The organism is Phaeodactylibacter xiamenensis, assembly GCF_965229835.1.
GTDB classification, from domain to species: domain Bacteria; phylum Bacteroidota; class Bacteroidia; order Chitinophagales; family Saprospiraceae; genus Phaeodactylibacter; species Phaeodactylibacter xiamenensis.
Genome location: NZ_OZ245931.1, coordinates 7,736,239 through 7,753,568 on the forward strand (window position 1 = coordinate 7,736,239; position 17,330 = coordinate 7,753,568).

Sequence of the window (17,330 nt, forward strand, 5' to 3'; positions counted from 1 at the left end):
CTGATCAATAAAAAGCGTGGTCCGCAGCTGCGAGGAGCAGTAGCGGAATTTCATATTTTGGTCTTTAAGGAAAAGAATGGTTGGGGATCCAGGTGCGTGTGCAGCAAAAGTAAGGCAAGCGTCGTCATTTTCCATTCTTCTTGCTGTAATAATTATGTATTGTTTTATCCTTTACTGTTTTCTGTTGATTTAACCAATAAGGTTATTTCTTTAATCTGTGGATCAATGATTTGCGAAAAAGTAGAAAAAAAGACGGTCTAAAGGTTTGCTTTTGTCTTCGGGATTAGAGTATATTTGCATCGCTCTTAGAAAAAAGGGCATTTGAAATATTAATAAGCGGATGTAGCTCAGCTGGTAGAGCGCAACCTTGCCAAGGTTGAGGTCGCGGGTTCGAATCTCGTCATCCGCTCCAAATTACTGGAGCAAAAAAGTTGCTCTTTTGTATTGAAAGAATAAGATTAGCTTTGCCTTAGCAAAGCAAACAAGCGGATGTAGCTCAGCTGGTAGAGCGCAACCTTGCCAAGGTTGAGGTCGCGGGTTCGAATCTCGTCATCCGCTCCAAATAATTGGAGCAAAGCAGTTGCTTCAGGCATTTGAAATAGTGTAGGCGGATGTAGCGTCCCGGTGTTACCGGGACCAAGGTTGAGGTCGCGGGACCCCGACAAGCTTTGCTTCGTCGGGGATGCAGACAGGCTTCGCCTCGTCTGCATTCGAATCTCGTCATCCGCTCCAAATAATTGGAGCAAAGCAGTTGCTTCAGGCATTTGAAATAGTGTAGGCGGATGTAGCTTCCCGGTGTTACCGGGACCAATGTTGAGGTCGCGGGACCCCGACAAGCTTTGCTTCGTCGGGGATGCAGACAGGCTTCGCCTCGTCTGCATTCGAATCTCGTCATCCGCTCAAAAAGCCTTCTGCACGCAGAAGGCTTTTTTTGTTTGCCGGTAGCCCCTATTTTGGCTATCTTGTGATCGCTAGTGCGACTAGACCGAATTAATTGATAGGATCTCCACGCTTAAGCCTTCTCTGGTGCGTGGCCTTTAACTGTCAAAAAATTACGGCTCAATCCACTAGTAAGCATGCCACTCAACGGAGTGGAACTTAACTTTAGCCATACCTTTTTATAAGAAGTACCCAATTTGCCCGGATGGTGGAATTGGTAGACACGCAGGACTTAAAATCCTGTGGCCATTGCGGCCGTGCGGGTTCAAGCCCCGCTCCGGGTACCACAGGGTACTAATTATAGTACCCATTGAAACGCTGACGAAGCCCTGTATTCCTGGAATGCAGGGCTTTTTAGCGTTTGATGCCCATCCTTACGCAGCAGGGCGAACGGGACAACGACCTTTATGCCGACTTGTTTACAGTCTCTTTTGATACCTACAATCAGATGATTGATGCCTTTACGTTTTTGGTATATCCACCAAAGGGCCTAATACTCCAAAATAAACTTCGACAAATTCTGCCCCTTCTCCAGGTCCAACTTCTTGCGCAGGCGGTAGCGAGCCACCTCCACGCCCCGCTGTGAGATGCTCAGCAGGTTGGCAATCTCCTTGGTGTTGAGGTTTAGGCGCAGCAGTGTGCAAAGCTTTTGCTCGTTGGGCGAGAGGTCGGGGTAGGCTTGTTGCAGGCGGGACAGGAAATCACCGTGTACTTTATCAAAGTGATACTCGAACTGTTCCCAGTCTTCCTGTAGCTTAAGGTTCGTGTCAATTTCTTTGACGATGCGCTCCAGGGCTTGCTTGGCCTCGGCCCAGCGGCCGTTTTCTTTCAGCGACTGCAGTTCCTGCTTGATGGAGTCAATAAACTCGTTTTTGACAACCAGGTTCATGGTGGAGGCGGCGAGCAGGTTGCTGACATGCTGCAGCTCTGTCCGTACTTTTTCCCGTTGCAGCTGGTCTACAGCGTGCTGTTTTTCTGCCTCAATCTGAGAGAGTTTTTGCTGCTCTTTCTGCAATTCCAGCTGTTGTTGTTGTTCCAGCCGGTAGGCTTTGCGCTGATAGCGCTTTCGCTGCAGGTTGAACAGGGCGATAAGGGCGGCTAGGCCCAGCAGTAAATACAGGAGCTTGGCCAGTTTACTAAGATAGAACGGGGGCGTGACGGTTACTTGTACGGGTTGGCTAGTGATGGTGGCCCCCAGGTAGCTGCGGGCCTGGGCCCGGAAAGTGTAAGTGCCGGGCTTCAGGTTGGTGTACTCTTTGCTTGTGGTGCCGGTCCAGGGGCTGTAGTGCTCGTCAAAGCCCTCCAGGATGTACCGGTATTTAGTGTCGTTCAGGTTGGAAAACTGAAAAGCTTCAATGCTGAATTTGATAACTTTGGTACCGGGCCCTACCTCAATATCAGCCGGGGCTTCGGGTGCCGGCGCGAAAGGGTTCAGCGCATACAATTCCTGCTCTTTGGAAGTGCTGTAGACTTGCCGCGCGACTATCGGCTGCTGTACGGTGGGCTGGTCCTCAGCTGCGGGCATGTAGTGCACAAAGCCTTCATTGGCGGAGAACAGGATGCCCTGCCGGATATGCACGGAAGCATGCAGCAGGTCGTTGTTCAGGTGGTAGCGCAACTGGTAAAGCGAAGAAGGCTGGTATTGGTAATTGTCCTGGCTGACTTTCTCATAAAAACCGACACTGGTATCGCAGAGCAGATGGATATTGTTTTTTTGGTCCTGGGCCACTAAATATACGGGCTGTTGCTCGGTTCCCTGCGAAAACAGTCCGGCCTTCGAAATGCGGGCGTTTTCTGGGTCAAGGTGGTACAAGCCAATAGAAGTGGCCAGGTAAAGTTCCTCTTCCACCTGCGACAGGGCAATCTGTTCGCCGCCCAGCTCCAGAGAATCTACTGAGATAGGCGTGGCTGCTACCGATTTCAAATCCGGTGCCAAGGACAGCCGGTAGAGCCCCTTGTAGTATTGGCTGACCCAAATGCGGCCTTCGCGGTCTTCCTTGAAAAAACGGCTCGATAAACTGAAGCCCGTCAGCGGATGAACCAGCGAGAGTACTTGCTGAGGGTTGATTTTGAAAAGATAAAGCCCGAAGTAGCCGCCTCCTATGGCATAGCCAGGCTGGGCACGCAATGGCTTTACACTCCAGATTCCATTTGTGGCTGCTATCTGCCGGGCCTGACCGCTTTCCAGCAGGAACAGCCCCTGATGGTGGCCGGCGTATAGCCGTCCGGCAACCTCAGAGATACCGTAGGCCGGCCCCTCAGTGCCTCTTAAAAACCGGCTCTTTTCTGCACCTCGGGGAAGAAAGTAAATTCCACTGGAGGTGGTGAAATAAGTGCCTTCATTGGTCTCGTAGCCTTCATACCCGCTACCTTGCAGCCCAATATTTTTGCCGATCAGCCGCATAGGCGAGTTGATGTGTACCAGGGCAATGCCGTTTTGAAGACCTATCCATAAATTCCCTTCGTAGTCCTGATAGCTGCGCAGGCAGGCGTTGGTAGCCAGGCCGGCATCAACCGTGATGTGCTCCAATATCTGAGTTTGCGGATTGAATAAAAACAAACCCGCCGTTTGGGTGGCAATGGCCAGCCGGCGGTCAGAAAGCTGTAGTACATGATTCACATAGGTGCCTTCCAGGGCTTCCTCCAGGATAGGGTAGGGCTGCTCCATTTTCATGGGCGTACGGTATTCCATTTGGCCGGAATTGTAAAACAGTAGATAGCCCTGATTATGAGCGATCATGCCCGTGAGCACCCCGTCAAGGGCATCAAACCCATAAACCGGGTTCAGCCCGTTGTTGCCCACTTCATACAGCACGCCTTTTTGGGTTTGGGCGAAAAGCTTATTGTTGACCGCAAAGCAACGCTCCAGGCCATCCTCATGGCCGAGCACCCGGATTTCTCTGCCATCGTAAACGTAAATGCCCTGAAAGGTGCAAAAGTATGTTTTGCCGCCAATCAAAAAGACATCCCAAACCTCATCAAATTCGGTGTGAGGCTCCGGAATTGCAGCCGCAAGCGACTGGTACTCCCAGTCGCCTTCGAAATACCCAAAGTCTCCCTGTGCCCCTACATAGAGTCGGTCGTTGGTTTCGTCGAAGGCCAGCGAGCGGTTTTTCTTTCCGTTTTTGAAGTTATAACGGCCCCATTCCCTGCCATTAAAAGACAGGACACAAAGGTTGTTGGCCACAAAGAGCCGCATGTCGCGGTTTTGTGCAAAGTCGATATTCTGAATCCCGGCTTTGTAGTCCGAAGGAGAGAAATTTTGAATGGGGTAGATGCCCTGAAGCGGCTGGGCAACCAAAACAACAACTGAACATAGAAAAAAGTAACAGATGAATGCCCGATGAGTGAGGCGGGAGAAGATGTGCAGGTTTTGGTTGGACATAAAAAGTTGTTATTCAGGAATTTAATTTGGTTTGTGTGTAAGTTTATGGCGATAAAATTATAAAAAGTGAAAGAAATGATGAGTTAAGTTTTTTAAGCTGGAGGTTAAAATACTATTTTTTTGGGTTAACATAGCACTGGTTTTTAGCGTGGCGCTCAGGTTGTCTTTATACTGTGCATACTGCCTGAAGCTCCATTCGCCCTAACTGATTAAATCCTTGTTTATGTTAAAAAGATGCTTGACCTTATTATTAATGCCGCTCCTGGCGCTCCAATTGCTCGGGCAGGCAGACGACGTTAGAGTCGTGCAAAGCGATCAGGGCATGAAACTGGTCGTTAATGGTTCCGACTTCATGGTGAATGGTATGAACTGGGACTACATCCCTATCGGGACCAATACCGTGAATGCTGGGTTCTGGGAAAAACCGGATGACATTATTAAGGCGGGGCTGGACGCAGAGATGTCGCTCCTGAAGAATATGAACGTCAACGTGATCCGGCAGTACACCGGCGTGCCCGCCCGGTGGATTCAGTATATTTATGAAAATTATGGCATTTACACCATGCTCAACCACTCTTTTGGCCGGTACGGGCTTACGTTGGATGGTGTCTGGACGCCGGTTACGCTCTACGATAGCCCGAGAACGCAGGAATTCCTGATGAATGAAGTCACTCAACTGGTGGAAGAATATAAAAATACGCCAGGGCTTCTGCTGTACCTGCTGGGTAATGAAAACAACTACGGCCTCTTCTGGCAGGGAGCCGAAACGGAAGACTTTCCCGATGATCAGGCAAGAATTGATTTTATAGGCGAATCCCGCGGACGTCCCATGTACAAGTTGATGAACGAAGCGGCCAAAGCCATGAAAGCCATCGACTCCTCCCACCCGGTAGCCATTTGTAATGGTGATGTGCTCTTTATCGACATCATTGCCGAGGAGTGTAAAGACGTGGACATCTACGGAACGAACACCTACCGGGGCGAGTCCTTCGGTGATATGTTCCAGGTGGTGCAGGACAAGCTGAATAAGCCTATCCTGTTCACCGAGTTCGGAGCAGATGCTTTCAACGCCATAGAAATGGCCGAAGACCAAAAGATGCAGGCCCATTTTATGGTAGAAAACTGGAAAGAGATATATGCGAATGCTGCGGGTGTCGGAGGCGTAGGCAATTCTATCGGTGGTTTTACCTTCCAGTTTAGTGATGGCTGGTGGAAATTTGGATTTGATGACCGGGAAAATGCAGACCTGCACGACAACAACGCTTCCTGGTCAAACGGCGGATATTACATCGACTATCGGGAAGGCCAGAATAACATGAACGAAGAGTGGTTTGGTATTTGCGCCAAAGGCCCTACCAACGAGCGCGGTTTGTACACGCTTTACCCAAGAGCCGCTTACTATGCCCTGAAGGAAGCGCATCAGCTAAATCCTTACACTGAAGGCACCACGGTAGCTTCAATTTATGCTTATTTTGACAACATCCAGCTCATGGATGCCGTGCTCAGAGCGCGGGGCGATAAGGCGGCCTTAGGCAACAACCAAAAACTCAGCTTGAGCAGTTTCAGGGCTGAACTTGAGACCTTCAATACTGGTGGTACGCTGCTCACAACTCCCGATGCGCCAGATGCAGCGATTCAAAACGACCCGAACCTCACGACTTATCCGGATGAATTGGGCTTCGACCATATGCAGTCCTTCTTCTTTGGTGTGGAGGCTAATCCCACTTCAAATCTTAGGGCTACTGCCAATTTTAACCTGGTTGGCAATGTCGCGGATAACCCAATTGATGAGATCTTTTACGAAAATATCGTACGTGACCGTACCGGGAACAGGAGCGACGGCAATTTAAGGCTGTACAACGCTGAAGTAGACTGGACCGGAAAGGACTTTGATGTCAGAGGCTTCTACCGGACCGGCCATTATCACTGGCAATATGAGGGCGACTTCTTTGGGCTGTACCCGGAAGCGAACTACGGCCCCAACCTGGATATTTACAATGGTGAAATTCTGGGTATGGAAATTGACGGCAAAAATGAATTCAGTGGGCTGAATGTAGCTTTTGGCCCTCAGTTGTGGTGGGGCGCCAACCCGGCAGTTCTGGTGAAATACGGCCGTGAAATCAAGCACTTCAAAGTTACGGGTGTCTTTCACGAAGATATTGACGATGCTCCCGAATTCGTTACTTCTATTGCCGTGCCGCTGCCTAAAACCCGGAGAGCAACCCTTCATGTAGAACGGGAATTAGGCCCTCTGGATATCGAACTAGGTGGTATCTGGGGTGGTTCGCCCCTGAATGGGCGAAGCTTCCAGATTGTTCAGGGCGAACCGGGACGATATGAGGTATTCGAGGATCAGATTAACCCTTCTGATAACTGGGGCGGCAAAGCCAAGGTTAAGTTTTCAAAAGGGGCATTCAACTGGTATGCGCAGGGCTCTGTGATGGGGCTTGTCGCCAATGGTGGTTTTGATGCGACCCGCACCTTCACCGGCTGGAGGCTTAAGGACAGCGGCAGCGGCAATATGAACAACTTCCTGACGGGCTTTACCTACCTGATCGGTAACTTCCAGATTGCACCTAATTTTATGTGGCAGAAGCCTTTGGTTGATCCTATCCCCGGTGATGTCAGCGGGCCAGGGCGGCTCAGGAATATCCTGGACGACCCCTTTGCAGTCAGAGACGGTAACCGGGAAACCATTGCAGGAGAGCTGCTGATCACGTTCGACCCTACGCCAGGTACCTGGATGTACGATTGGGACAGTGACCGTTCGGAAGATGCCAAGTTCGCGATGAGCGCTGGCTTCGTTTACCGCCACCTGCCCACCTCTATGGATGCAGCTATTGGCTTCCTGGGTAATCGTACTTCCTTCGCGTTTCCCGGCGCGGCACCTGCACAGGACCTTTGGGAATCCAATATCCGGATGGTCTCGAAAGTCAATCCGGACCTGGGGCTCATCGCCAACATCCTGTTCGGAACAGCTCAGGCTAACGGGGACAGCGACCGGCTGCTTGAACGCTACGCTATGGACCTGCGGGCCATCTACAAGAAGTACAAGTTCGTTTCCCAGTTCAAAGTCAATGACTGGGGCCCCTTCGATTACCACCGGGACTTCAACCTTACCTATCCGCTGCAATTGATGGTGGACATATCCACTACGCTGGGCAAACCAGACTGGTACATACTGCCGGGCACTCAGCTGGGCGTACGCTGGACGTGGCGTAGCCTAAACGAGTTCTCTCCCCGCTACCTGCCCAACCTGACGGCTTCTGAGTTTGCGGAAGAGCCGACCATCAGCCCGGTAGGTTTTGAGAACGGGACCGAATGGGAATTCAGAACTTACCTCCACGTCAACATTGGCAAATAACTGCCATTTTGAAAAAATAAAGCCATGAAGAATATAGTCATGAAACTTAATATCCTACTTTTATTTGGGCTGGTGCTGGTCCTTAGCAATTGCACAAGAGACCTCTCTGAAGAGGCAAAACCTGCTACTTTCCCAGCCAACGGGGATGTATACATTGACGGGTTTAGCCCGGGCCTGGAATACCTGCCCTTCGGTGACTCTTACTTTGAAGCGTTTTCCGTAGACGAGCAGACCGTATACGAAGGCGAATCCGCCATGCGATTTGACGTGCCTAATGTCGGGGACCCGGACGGCGCTTATGCCGGCGCTATATTCCCGGACTACGGCGGGCGTGACCTTTCCGGTTTCGATGCCCTCACGTTCTGGGCGAAAGCCAGTCAGGCCGCTACCATCAATGAAATTGGTTTTGGACAAGACTTTGCAGAAAATAAGTATGAAGTAACCCTCCTTAACCTGGAGCTGACCACCAACTGGCGGCAGTATACCATCGCCATTCCTGATCCCTCCAAGCTGACGGAGATTGATGGCTTGTTTTGGTATTCTGAAGGCCCGGAAGACGGCGTAGGTTACTCTTTTTGGATTGATGAGCTGAAGTTCGAAAAAACCGGTAAGGTAGCCCAGCAAAGGCCTTTGATTTTTGATGGCACAGATGCCTCGGTTCAAACTTTTGTCGGGGTGGCCGCAGAGCCAGCCGGCCTGAAACTAATCGTCAACCTGGGCAACGGCAGAGACCAAACCCTTACAGTCGCGCCCAGTTACTTTGAATTCACTTCTTCTGACCCCGGCGTCGCTATCGTTGATGAGGCAGGCAATATTGTGGGCGTAAGCCCGGGAGAAGCTGTGATCACTGCTACCTTAGGTGGGGTTGAGGCAGCTGGTTCGGCCAGGGTCACGGTCACTGGTGAGTTTAACGGCGCTCCGACTCCTACGCAAGATCCCGCAGATGTAATATCCATTTTCTCGGATGCGTATACCAATGAACCGGTAGACTATTATAACGGTTACTGGGCTCCCTTCCAGACCACTCAGGGGCAAGATGATATCAATATTGCCGGTGATAACATTATTTTCTACAGAGAACTGAACTTCGTGGGCATACAGTTTCTCGACGATGCCCCAACGATCAACGCCTCCTCCATGACCCATCTCCACATCGACATTCAGCCCAGAGAGCCGGTGGAGCCTGGTGACTATCTGAACATACAGGTTGCTGATGTTGGCCCGGATAATGCCTTTGGCACCGGTGATGATTCTTCCGGCGAAATTTCAATTCCTGGTTCCAGTCTGACCGAGGGGGAATGGTATAGCCTTGATGTGCCGTTTTCGGATTTGGGAGGGCTGACTGGCCGGTCTAATTTAGCGCAGGTCATCTTCGTTTCTGACGCCACTATATCCAGTATCTACGTGGATAATGTCTACTTTTATAATGACGGAGGATCAGGTGGCCCTACTGGCCCAACCATGGCTGCTCCGGCACCAACAGCGGGTGCTGCGGATGTGATTTCCATCTTTAGCGATGCCTATACGAATATCAATTCCAACCTGAACCCGGACTGGGGGCAGGGCACTCAGGTTTCCCAGGTGAGCATTGAGGGCAACAACACCCTACTCTACACCGGGCTGAATTTCCAGGGGCTGGAATTAGAGAGCAGCACCGATGTAAGCGAAATGGAATTCCTGCACATTGATTACTGGACGGAAAATTCTTCTGCTCTGAACGCTTTCCTGATCAGCACCGGGCCTACTGAGACGGCGAGTGCACTGCCCGTGCCTACATCCGGATGGGCCAGCGTGGACATTCCGCTGGGTGATTTCTCACCTGTGGACCTGGCAGATATTATTCAAATGAAGTTTGATGGCAACGGCGATATCTATCTGGATAATATCTACTTCTACAAATCTTCAGGTGGAGGAGGAGATGAGCCTACAGCTGCAGCGCCGACTCCCTCGCAAAACGCAGGGGACGTCATCTCTATGTTTAGCAATGCCTACACCAACGTAGGAGTGGATACCTGGCGGACAGACTGGTCGGCAGCAACTCTGGAGGACATTCAGGTCGCAGGAAATGACGTGAAAAAATACACCGCTCTTGATTTTGTCGGCATAGAAACCACTGGTGGGAATCTCATCGATGCTTCTTCCATGACCCATTTCCGGGTCGATATATGGACACCAAATATGACCACCTTCCGGATCAAACTGGTAGATTTTGGTGCAGATGCTGCCTTCGGTGGCGGAGATGATACGGAGCACGAATTGGTATTCGATAATCCGGCTCAGGGGCAATGGGTTTCCTATGATATTCCACTTTCTGACTTTGAGAACCTGACCGGGACTTCGAACCTGGCACAGCTCATTTTCTCCGGACTGCCCGCTGGCGGAGGTACCCTTTTTGTGGACAATGTCTATTACTATCAGCAGTAGCCATTGCAATAACCATTAAAACGAAATAAAAATGCAGACACCAATTTATAAAACCCGCAGGCCTGCTATCAGCATCCTTTTTGCATTGGCCCTGGGGCTTTGGTTCACGGCTTGTGAAAACAGTGAGACCCAAACCGTGGTCACTTTCACTGACCTGGCCTTTGAGGATAATTTTGATACGGACGGTCCGGTTGACGAGTCGTCCTGGAATTATGAGCTCGGCAACGGCGTCAACAACGGCCTGCCCATAGGCTGGGGCAACAATGAATTGCAGTACTATACCGACCGCCCGGCAAATATCAAAGTCGAAGGAGGAATGTTGCACATCACCGCGCTCCGGGAGAACTTTGAAGGCGCTGCTTTCACCTCCGCCCGCATCACAACCAAAGGCAAAGTGGAGCAGCGCTATGGCCGTATTGAAGCCCGCATGCAGTTGCCATGGGGGCAGGGGCTCTGGCCGGCGTTCTGGATGCTGGGCAGCAATATCGATGAAGTGGGCTGGCCGCAGTGCGGTGAAATCGACATCATGGAATACCGCGGACAGGACCCCTCAACCCTCATTGGCAGCGTACATGGACCGGGCTACTCCGCCGGAGATGCGGTAAGCAAAGAGTACGTCCTGCCTCAGGACCGGTTTGATACGGGCTTCCATATTTTTGGTATTGAGTGGGGCCCGGAGTACATCAATTACTATGTGGATGATGTGCTGTACAATCAGATCACACCCGAAGATGTGGAGGGCGAATGGGTCTTTGACCAGCCGTTTTACATCCTTCTGAACCTGGCTGTGGGCGGCAACTTTGTCGGGGCAGTAGGCCCTGATACCGTTTTTCCGCAAACCCTGCTAGTGGACTATGTCCGGGTCTACAACGGGCCTAACTAAAGACATCAATTAACATTTGCTAAAAATAAAGTGTCAACTTTTATGGGTGACCACCAAACCGCTGCTTCCGTTGATATCCAACGGGTGAACATCAATGGCGAACCTTATTTCAAAATCTCGAACAGCGATGCCATGCGGCCCTTCTTCATGAGCATCGTCAGCGACTCCAATCACTGGCTTTTTATTGCCAGCAATGGCGGGCTGACTGCAGGTCGCAAAAACTCAGAGTACGCGTTGTTCCCTTACTACACCGATGACAAAATCACGGAATCGGCTGAAGTAACGGGCAGCAAGGCGTTGTTTCGGGTGGAGCAAAATGGCGACTCGGCGCTTTGGGAGCCGTTCTCTGTTCGGCAGGAAGGGCAGTACAAGCTGAGCCGCAACCTGTACAAAAATGTGTACGGCAATAAGGTTCGCTTCGAAGAGGTCAATCACGATCTGGGCCTTACATTCCAGTATGAATGGAGCTCCAGTGACCGCTTTGGATTTGTACGCCGCTCCGCCCTGATCAATCACAACGAAGCAGCGGTTTCGGTCCACCTGCTGGATGGCATTCAGAACATCCTGCCCTACGGGGTCAACAGTGAGCTGCAGATGCGCTCCAGCAACCTCGTGGATGCCTACAAAAAGAGCGAGTTGGAAAAAGATGCTGGCCTGGGTATCTACGCCCTTAGTGCCATCATCGTTGACCGGGCAGAGCCCAGCGAAGCCCTTAAAGCCAATATTGCCTGGTCTTGCGGGCTGGAGTCGCCTACCTACCTGCTGACTTCCCGCCAACTTGATACTTTCCGTAAAGGAAAACCGCTTGAGGAGGAAGTCGATATGCGGGCGGAGAAAGGCGCCTACTTCGTCAGTAAAGAGATGGAGCTGCCCGCCAAAGGCACTCAGGAGTGGATGATCATGGCCGATGTCAACAAAAATCATGCGGACATTGCCCGTATTATGCATGAAATTCAGACCAGCCCGAACCTGGCCATTGAGATTGAGGAGGACATCCGCAAAGGTACGGACCGGCTTATCGCATTGGATGCTCAGGCCGATGGGCTGCAAATGACGGCGGATGAATTCCGGGATGCCCGCCACTTCTCCAACGTGCTGTTCAACATCATGCGTGGCGGTATCTTCGATCATCACTACCAGATTGAGAAAGCAGACCTGAGCCTCTACCTGGCGAAAGCCAACAGGACTGTCTTCAAGGCGGCTCAGCCGATGCTTTCTGAACTGCCGGATACCTTTCCACTCAGCGAGCTGCGCAAGGCCGCTCAAGCTACAGGCAATACCCATCTACTCCGCCTTTGCCTGGAGTACATGCCCCTGAAGTTCAGCCGCCGTCACGGTGACCCCAGCCGCCCCTGGAACAAATTCTCCATCAATACCCGCAGTGAGGTAGATGGCTCGAAGATACTGGACTATGAGGGCAACTGGCGGGACATCTTCCAAAACTGGGAAGCCCTGGCGCATTCTTACCCGCGCTTCGTGGAGAGCATGGTGCACAAATTCCTCAATGCCACCACCTTCGATGGTTACAATCCCTACCGGGTGACCAAGGATGGCTTCGACTGGGAAACCATCGAGCCCGATGATGCCTGGTCCTACATCGGCTACTGGGGCGACCATCAGATCATCTACCTGCTGAAGCTGCTGGAATTCTGGGAAAAGCAGTCGCCGGGCGACCTGCAGCACTACTTTAGCGAAGACCTCTTCGTTTACGCGAATGTGCCCTACAAAATCAAGCCCTTCGAGAAAATCCTGGAAGACTCCAAGGATACCATAGAGTTTGATCATGAAGCAGATGAAGCCATCCGGCAGAAAAGAGATCAGATGGGGGCTGATGGAGCACTGCTTACCGATCAGAGCGGGCAGATCTATCAGGTGAACTTCATTGAAAAAATGTTAGCGGCCCTGCTTGCCAAAATGTCCAACTTCATTCCCGAAGGAGGCATCTGGATGAACACCCAGCGCCCGGAGTGGAATGATGCCAATAATGCATTAGTAGGTAACGGGGTGTCAATGGTGACGCTTTACTACATGCGTCGTTTCCTACAGTTTTTTGATGACCTGTTCGCCCAGTCAGAAGCCCAGTCAGTCAGTGTATCGGCTGAGTTGCTGGACTGCTTCGAAGGGATTGCCAAAGCGCTGGACTCGAATGAAAAACTGTTATCCGGCACCTTCAGCGATAAAGACCGGATGACCGTGCTGCAGGGGCTTGGTCAGGCTGCGAGCCGTTACCGGGCTAAGATATACGATCACGGTTTCTCCGGGCAAAAGCACGAGCTGAAGCTGGAAGACCTCAAAACTTTTGTCCGCCTCAGCCTGCGGTACCTGGACCACTCTGTAAAGGCAAATGAGCGAAAGGATGGGCTTTATCATGCCTACAATCTCATGGCCGTGGAAGAAGATGGTGGCGTGTCCATCGAATACCTGGATGAAATGCTCGAAGGGCAGGTGGCGGTGCTCAGTGCAGGCTCCCTCTCCGCAACGGAGGCGCTGCGGGTCCTGGATGCCCTGAAAAACAGTGCCCTTTTCCGACCGGATCAGTACAGCTATATTTTGTACCCCAATAAGGACCTCGGGCGTTTTATGGCCAAAAACAACATTCCCGCCAAAATGGTGGGCGAGTCCAAACTTCTCCAAGAGCTGGTCGCGGATGGCAATGCCCAAATCCTCTATCAGGATGTCAAAGGCGCTTACCACTTCAATGGCAATTTTAAAAACGCCAACGACCTGAAGGTGGCGCTGGATGCCCTGGCGGATACTCAGTACGCTGCATTGGCAGAAGCCGAGCGCAAGTCTGTGCTTCAGACCTTCGAAAAAGTCTTTAACCACAAAGCCTTCACCGGCCGGTCGGGCACCTTCTTCGGGTACGAAGGGTTGGGCTCCATCTACTGGCATATGGTTTCCAAGCTGCAGCTGGCCGTACAGGAATGCTGCCTGAAGGCCATCCGTGAGGGGGCAAGCCAGGAAGTGGTTGGCCGTTTGCTGGAGCATTACTACGAAATTAATGAGGGCATAGGCGTACACAAATCGCCGGACCTCTACGGGGCTTTTCCTACGGACCCGTACTCGCATACACCGGCGGGCAAAGGGGCACAGCAGCCGGGTATGACCGGGCAGGTGAAGGAAGATATCCTGAGCCGCTTTGGTGAACTGGGTGTCTTTTTTGAAAAGGGGCAATTGCATTTCGACCCCTGTCTGCTCCGTAAGGAAGAGTTCCTGCAGCGGCCACGCACTTTTACCTTCCGCGATGTGGCAGGAGAGGAGCAACAGGCAGAGCTGGGCGAAGGTACGCTGGCTTTCACCATCTGTCAGGTGCCGGTGCTCTATCAATTGAGAGATGCAGCCGGGATTATGGTGGTCGGCAGTGATGGTACTGTTCATGCCTCAGAGGAAACCGCTTTAAGCCCTGATTTGAGTAAGGAAGTGTTCGAACGAAGCGGTAAGGTTGCCCGGATTGTCGTGTCGCTGAACCCTAAAGATTTGAAATAGCTATGCGGAAATCAAAAAACCATCCCTTGAGTACTTTGATGCTGTCCATACTGCTGGGTGTAGCTGTGGTTATTTTCCTGGCCATTGGCTGCAGCCCATCTGCAGAAAAGGCAACGGCAACGCCAACTGAAAAACCAAATGAAGTGACCGCTGCTGACATCCTTGGCGACCCGGCTTACCGGGCCATTTCCTACGGAGGCTACCGTGCCAACAGCCGGGAGGTACAGCCTACCATCGCTCAGCTGAAGGAGGACATGCTTTTGCTACAGGCTATGGGCATCAAGGTACTAAGGACCTATAACACCCATCTGGCGCAAGCCTCCAATCTGCTGGCCGCCATCCGCGAGCTGAAAAGCGAAGATCCTGGCTTCGAGATGTACGTTATGCTGGGCGCCTGGATCAACTGCAAAGGTGCTTTTACCGCTAATCCGGACCACAGTGCCGAAGATGCAGAAGCCAACGCTGCCGAAATCGCGCGTGCAGTGGAAATGGCGAAAGCCTACCCTGATATCGTCAAAGTTATTGCGGTGGGCAACGAAGCTATGGTGAAATGGGCCGCCAGCTATTTTGTACAGCCGGGGGTGATCCTCAAATGGGTCAACCACCTACAAGGGCTGAAAGCTAATGGCGAACTGCCCGAAAGCCTCTGGATTACCAGTTCAGACAATTTTGCGTCCTGGGGCGGTGGCGGTGCAGAGTATCATGTAGAGGACCTGGAGCAGTTGCTGCGGGCAGTAGACTTTGTATCCCTGCACACTTACCCTATGCACGACACCCACTACAATCCGGACTTTTGGGGGGTAACGGAAGCCGAAGCTGAGCAGCCCAAAGCCGAACAGATTGAAGCCGCAATGGAGCGTGCTTTGGAATACGCGCAGCAGCAATACGCGCAAACTGCAGCCTACATCAGCGGGCTGGGCATTGAAAAGCCCATCCACATTGGAGAGACGGGCTGGGCGACCGCTTCCAACAGCTTCTACGGACCGGGCGGCTCGAAAGCGACCGATGAGTACAAGTCCGCCATCTACCACAAGCGCATGCGGGAGTGGACCGACGAAGATGGCATCAGCTGCTTTTACTTTGAGGCATTTGATGAAAACTGGAAAGATGCCGGCAACCCGGGCGGCTCTGAGAACCACTTTGGGCTGTTCACGATCGATGGCAAAGCCAAGTATGCCCTTTGGGACATGGTGGATGCCGGGGTGTTTAAAGGTTTAGGGCGCGGCGGCCAGCCGGTAACTAAAACTATGGATGGGGACGAAGCGGCACTTTTGGAATCCGTGGAGGTACCTCCTTTGATGGAAGAAGCGCCTGCCCATTAGAACCATAAAACAGCTTTTTAGCTAAAACCTATGACAAAATCTATTCACATATCCTCCTGTCTGATGGTCTTGATGATGCTTGCCGCCTGTCAATCCAGGGAACCACTACCGGTGGAAGTCTACGAAACCTCTGCCGGTGGCCATCAGCTTACGCCCTTGTCGGATTTCGCCCAGGCTGAAAATCCCATCGTGGTAAAGCTGCTGCCTGAGGAAACCTATCAGACAATCACGGGCTTTGGCGGCTCTTTTACCGAAGCATCCGCTTACCTGCTCAATCAGCTCAGCGCTGAGAACCGCAGCATAATTATTAATGCTTACTTCGGAACGGAAGGCGCAAAGTACTCCCTCACCCGTACGCACATGAACTCCTGCGACTTCTCCCTGGGGCATTATTCCTATGCCCCGGTGGAAGGCGATACCGCCCTGCAGCATTTTACCATAAAAGAAGACCGCGAAGACATCATCCCCATGATCAAGGATGCAATGGCTGTCTCGGAAGAGGGCTTCAAAATCATCTCCTCGCCCTGGACAGCCCCGCCCTGGATGAAAGACAACAACGACTGGATGGGGGGCAAGCTGCAGCCCCAATACTATGATACCTGGGCGCTGTTTTTCTCCAAATACCTGGACGCTTATCAGGCAGAGGGCATTGATATCTGGGCATTTACGGTGGAGAACGAGCCACTGGGCAATGATAGTAACTGGGAGAGCATGCACTTCAGCCCGGAGGAGATGACGGCCTTTGTGCAAAACCACCTAGGCCCCCGCTTAGAGGCGGACGGGCATAGTGCAAAAATCCTTGGCTACGATCAGAACCGGGAACACCTCAAAGAATGGGTGGATGATATGTACCAAAACGAAGCCACTTCCAAATATTTTGACGGTACAGCAATTCACTGGTACGCCAGCACCTATGAGGTTTTTCCGGAGGAATTGCAGTATGCTCACAAAAAAGCACCCGGGAAGCATCTCATTCAGACCGAAGCCTGCGTGGATGCGGAAGTGCCCAAATGGAAAAACGATGATTGGTACTGGTCCAAAGAAGCGACTGATTGGGGCTGGGACTGGGCACCGGAAGATCAAAAGTACCTGCACCCGAAATATGTACCGGTCTACCGTTACGCCCGTGACATCATTGGCTGCCTGAACAACTGGGTAGACGGCTGGGTGGACTGGAATATGGTCCTCAACCGGCAGGGCGGCCCCAACTGGTTTAAAAACTGGTGCGTGGCGCCGGTCATTGTCGACCCTGAGCAGGATGAGGTTTATTTTACGCCTATTTACCATACCCTGGCGCATTTTAGTAAATTTATACGCCCCGGCGCCACCCGCATCGGATTTGAAAATCCGGATGACGAAATGATGGTGACCGCTGTCAGCAATCCGGACGGCTCCGTTGCAGTCGTTGTCTTTAATCCCACCGGACAAGAGAAAAACTTTGCGATCGAACTAAGCGGGCAGTCCGCCCAGCTATCCATAAGCAAGCAAGCGATTCAGACGATAGTGATCAAACCGTAAATAAAACCA

7 protein-coding genes and 3 tRNA genes are annotated in these 17,330 nt (G+C 51.8%); 9 read left to right on the forward strand and 1 reads right to left on the reverse strand.

The annotated features are described in order from the left end of the window. Positions 1–336 precede the first annotated feature (336 nt). From ACO08I_RS29510 to ACO08I_RS29520, 3 genes are all read left to right on the forward strand, one after another. Positions 337–412 (forward strand) — tRNA-Gly (locus tag ACO08I_RS29510). Between the two features lie 73 nt (positions 413–485). Beyond that, positions 486–561 (forward strand) — tRNA-Gly (locus ACO08I_RS29515). Positions 562–1,138: 577 nt separating this feature from the next. After that, positions 1,139–1,226 (forward strand) — tRNA-Leu (locus ACO08I_RS29520). A 203-nt stretch (positions 1,227–1,429) separates the two neighbouring features. Here ACO08I_RS29520 and ACO08I_RS29525 read toward each other — a convergent pair. Then, on the reverse strand, positions 1,430–4,324 hold the full coding sequence (locus ACO08I_RS29525) for a triple tyrosine motif-containing protein (protein WP_421947998.1): 2,895 nt from the start codon (positions 4,322–4,324) through the stop codon (positions 1,430–1,432). Between the two features lie 223 nt (positions 4,325–4,547). On the opposite strand from ACO08I_RS29525, the gene ACO08I_RS29530 reads away from it, so the two are divergent. From ACO08I_RS29530 to ACO08I_RS29555, 6 genes are all read left to right on the forward strand, one after another. Beyond that, complete coding sequence (locus ACO08I_RS29530) at positions 4,548–7,688, forward strand: glycoside hydrolase family 2 TIM barrel-domain containing protein (protein WP_421947999.1); 3,141 nt, start codon at positions 4,548–4,550, stop codon at positions 7,686–7,688. Between the two features lie 24 nt (positions 7,689–7,712). After that, positions 7,713–10,112 (forward strand): Ig-like domain-containing protein, encoded by a 2,400-nt coding sequence (locus tag ACO08I_RS29535; protein WP_282775238.1) that lies wholly within the window; start codon positions 7,713–7,715, stop codon positions 10,110–10,112. Between the two features lie 31 nt (positions 10,113–10,143). Beyond that, the gene (locus ACO08I_RS29540) at positions 10,144–10,995 is read left to right on the forward strand and encodes a glycoside hydrolase family 16 protein (protein WP_282775237.1); all 852 of its coding nucleotides are present in this window, start codon (positions 10,144–10,146) and stop codon (positions 10,993–10,995) included. 42 nt (positions 10,996–11,037) lie between these two features. Beyond that, positions 11,038–14,481: a hypothetical protein gene (locus ACO08I_RS29545; protein WP_421948000.1), complete on the forward strand. Its 3,444-nt coding sequence runs from the start codon at positions 11,038–11,040 to the stop codon at positions 14,479–14,481. 35 nt (positions 14,482–14,516) lie between these two features. Continuing rightward, positions 14,517–15,803 carry a glycosyl hydrolase family 17 protein gene (locus tag ACO08I_RS29550; protein ID WP_421949739.1) on the forward strand — a complete coding sequence of 429 codons (1,287 nt, stop codon included), beginning with the start codon at positions 14,517–14,519 and terminating at the stop codon, positions 15,801–15,803. A 63-nt stretch (positions 15,804–15,866) separates the two neighbouring features. Continuing rightward, a complete protein-coding gene (locus ACO08I_RS29555; RefSeq protein ID WP_421949740.1) occupies positions 15,867–17,321 on the forward strand; it encodes a glycoside hydrolase family 30 protein in 1,455 nt (484 codons plus the stop codon). Positions 17,322–17,330: the final 9 nt, after the last annotated feature.

Coding starts and splice junctions, on each gene's coding strand:
- ACO08I_RS29530 (WP_421947999.1), top strand. CDS start 4,548: ATGTTAAAAAGATGCTTGACCTTATTATTAATGCCGCTCCTGGCGCTC.
- ACO08I_RS29535 (WP_282775238.1), top strand. CDS start 7,713: ATGAAGAATATAGTCATGAAACTTAATATCCTACTTTTATTTGGGCTG.
- ACO08I_RS29545 (WP_421948000.1), top strand. CDS start 11,038: ATGGGTGACCACCAAACCGCTGCTTCCGTTGATATCCAACGGGTGAAC.
- ACO08I_RS29525 (WP_421947998.1), bottom strand. CDS start 4,324: ATGTCCAACCAAAACCTGCACATCTTCTCCCGCCTCACTCATCGGGCA.
- ACO08I_RS29540 (WP_282775237.1), top strand. CDS start 10,144: ATGCAGACACCAATTTATAAAACCCGCAGGCCTGCTATCAGCATCCTT.
- ACO08I_RS29555 (WP_421949740.1), top strand. CDS start 15,867: ATGGTCTTGATGATGCTTGCCGCCTGTCAATCCAGGGAACCACTACCG.